The following is a 2,595-nucleotide window of genomic DNA, read 5'->3' as shown; positions in this document are numbered from 1 at the left end:
ACCAGTAGTTCCATAACCTCTCGGGCACGCAACAATGACCCAACTTTAGTTCCTATGCAATCATCCGGGACCCAACACGTAGGCAACACTTGAGAGAAACTCCCCCTATGACCGAACGACTCGACAAGCTCGCCGACGAGTTGGGGCAGCGGCTTGAGACCGCCGGGCTCATGCTCGTCACCGCTGAGTCCTGTACCGGGGGCTGGGTCTCCAAGGTGGTGACCGATATCCCCGGCAGCAGTGCCTGGTTCGACCGTGGCTTTGTGGCCTACGGCAATCCGGCCAAGCAGGAGCTGCTGGGCGTTTCTACCGCCGCCATCGCCGATCATGGCGCGGTAAGCGAGGAAGTGGCCCGAGAGATGGCCCAGGGTGCCCTGGGGCACAGCCGGGCCAGCGTGGCGGTGGCGATCACCGGCATTGCCGGACCTGCTGGCGGCACCGAGGGTAAACCCGTGGGGACCGTCTGCTTCGCCTGGGTGCGCACAGGCCGGATGCCGCTGAGCCAACGGGTGCAGTTCGCGGGCAACCGCGAGGAGGTGCGCCACCAGTCGGTGCGCCTGGCGTTGGAGCGTCTGCTGGAGCTGCTCAAGGACGGTGACTGAGCGCCTGTTCTTTGCGCTGTGGCCCGGCGAACCGCAACGGAGGTTGCTGGCTGGAGTCCAGAGGGACCTGCCGGACCACAGGGGCCGCAAGACGCATCCGCAAGATCTCCACCTCACACTGGTCTTTCTCGGTGATCTGGATGCGCAAGGGCGCGCCTGCGCAGAGGAGATAGCCGGCCAGGTGCGGGGAGCTCCTTTCGTTTTGAACCTGGATCGCTGCGACTGTTTCCCTCGGGCAGGGGTCCTCTGGTGCGGGACCTCAGCGCGGCCGCAACCACTGCTGGATCTGGTGCAGGCCCTCAACGACGGCTTGCGGGGTTGTGGATTTTGCCCCGAACGGCGGGCCTTCGAACCGCACGTAACCTTGGCCCGTAAATCGCGGCCCTTGCCGGCGCGAGCGCTCGAGCCCCCGATCATCTGGCCGGTCTCGGCGTTTGCACTGGTGATTGCACGGCCGGGACAATGCCCCCGGTACCAAGTGGAACGCAGCTGGCCGTTGATTCCGTGACGGCCTTTTGAGCGATGAGTGGCGACGCTGGGCTTGTATGATTATCCGTCTCTTTCGGGTTTCGCATGTGGGGCTAACCCAATCAGACCATTTGGCAAGGCGATCCAAAGGCTGCCAAGACACCGGGGTAACCAAATAATGGCTAGATACGGCAGTAGAATCGTCTATTACATGTTAAGTATCGGTTCAAAAACTAACCGAATATCTTGGCGATGGTTGATAGGCGTTAGAGCCCGCGACGAGCGGTGTTTGTTCACGTTGTTTTTGAACCGATACTAAGTGCTTGAGAGGAAGATATGGCGCGATACAGAAAAGGTAATCGGTATCTCTCTGAAGAGGAGTACCGAAAAGAACATGAGAGCACGTGGATTGTTCCCCTTTTTCTTTTGGGCGCTGGGCTGGCTGGATATTTCGTCAGCACATGGGTATCCCATTTTGACTTGCCAAAGTGGCTGAGGTTTACAGCCGTAATTCTCGGCGGACTCATCGGTGGCGGTGTGCTCGGGACACTTCATAAGCAAATTCAAATTCTTATTGGTTTTTCCATACTGTCCGGGATCATCTACCTAATCGGTTCGTGGATATGGGAAAACGTTTAGCACCTAACACGGCACTCCGGCCGACGTTAGGCCGCTACGCGGCCTTCCTCGGCTGGGGTAGGCGTTATAAGCTTCAAGAATGTTCTTTACAGATCTCACAAGCGCAACCAGGTGCCGAGAAGTGGCGAACGCCTACAACCTTTCCGTGAAATCGATCGGCTCTAGCGAAGATTCTATTGAACAAGTCGGTCTCATTGTTTTCCAGATACCGCCTGAGGGAATAACAACAAAGATCCGCCATCTGAACCATGCTGGTCAGTTCACTATCAACAAATAGAGGAGTTTCTATTATGTGCTGGATATTGGTCCAAAGCGTTCCGCGTTCATGGAAGCCCCTCATGAGCTTTGTATGCTCTCTCGCTACGGTTTCATTGTTGTCGTGAACTATGAGCCCATAATTCTTCTGGCCGTTTGTGTCGTCGGTATGTTGAAGGTATTGTTCGAACCTTGATATCACTTGTTCAAAGGCTTGTTCGTCTGCCGACCGTGGCGACCTGGAGGGGTCGAAGTGCGTTTTGTCTATGCACTCTGCGAAAAGACGCGCGAAGCCCCAGCTTGATACGCAATCTGCAACCTCTTGAACAAAATTTCCACGCTCGTCCAAATTCATATGGATGTAGGCGTCGGTATGAGCGTAGTTTTTCTTTGCCTGCCGATAGGCACGGCTATTGTGAGTTCGTTGGAGGTTCAGAAGATGGTTGTTTCGCGCTCTCCGTACTTCAGAACGCCTCTGGAGACAGTCGAGCGCGTCGAAATTCCGGATATGGGACTGCTCAAGGTATTTTCTCAACAACCAAGCAGTATGTATTTCCGGTAGTGGCTAATGTATAAGTGATAACATGACCAACGGTACTGGCTACTATGTCCCCTCTCCCGCCGGGAGAGG

General features: G+C 55.9%; 3 protein-coding genes. 2 read left to right on the top strand and 1 reads right to left on the bottom strand.

Going from position 1 to position 2,595, the window contains the following annotated elements:
• Nucleotides 1–107 precede the first annotated feature (107 nt).
• Together BQ17_RS04385 and thpR are read left to right on the top strand one after the other, a co-directional pair.
• Nucleotides 108–602, top strand: a complete 495-nt coding sequence (locus tag BQ17_RS04385) for a CinA family protein (protein WP_089724618.1) — start codon at nucleotides 108–110, stop codon at nucleotides 600–602.
• On the top strand, nucleotides 595–1,110 hold the full coding sequence (gene thpR, locus BQ17_RS04380; RefSeq protein ID WP_089724615.1) for an RNA 2',3'-cyclic phosphodiesterase: 516 nt from the start codon (nucleotides 595–597) through the stop codon (nucleotides 1,108–1,110). Before BQ17_RS04385 ends, thpR begins: the two co-directional genes overlap by 8 nt.
• Before the next feature lie 672 nt (nucleotides 1,111–1,782).
• Here the strand turns inward: thpR and BQ17_RS23945 are convergent.
• Nucleotides 1,783–2,499, bottom strand: a complete 717-nt coding sequence (locus tag BQ17_RS23945) for a DUF3800 domain-containing protein (protein WP_176722289.1) — start codon at nucleotides 2,497–2,499, stop codon at nucleotides 1,783–1,785.
• Nucleotides 2,500–2,595 lie beyond the last annotated feature (96 nt).

It is taken from the genome of Candidatus Thiosymbion oneisti, assembly GCF_900092655.1.
Lineage (GTDB): Bacteria > Pseudomonadota > Gammaproteobacteria > Chromatiales > Chromatiaceae > Thiosymbion > Thiosymbion oneisti.
This window is presented reverse-complemented; position numbering and strand designations above follow the sequence as displayed.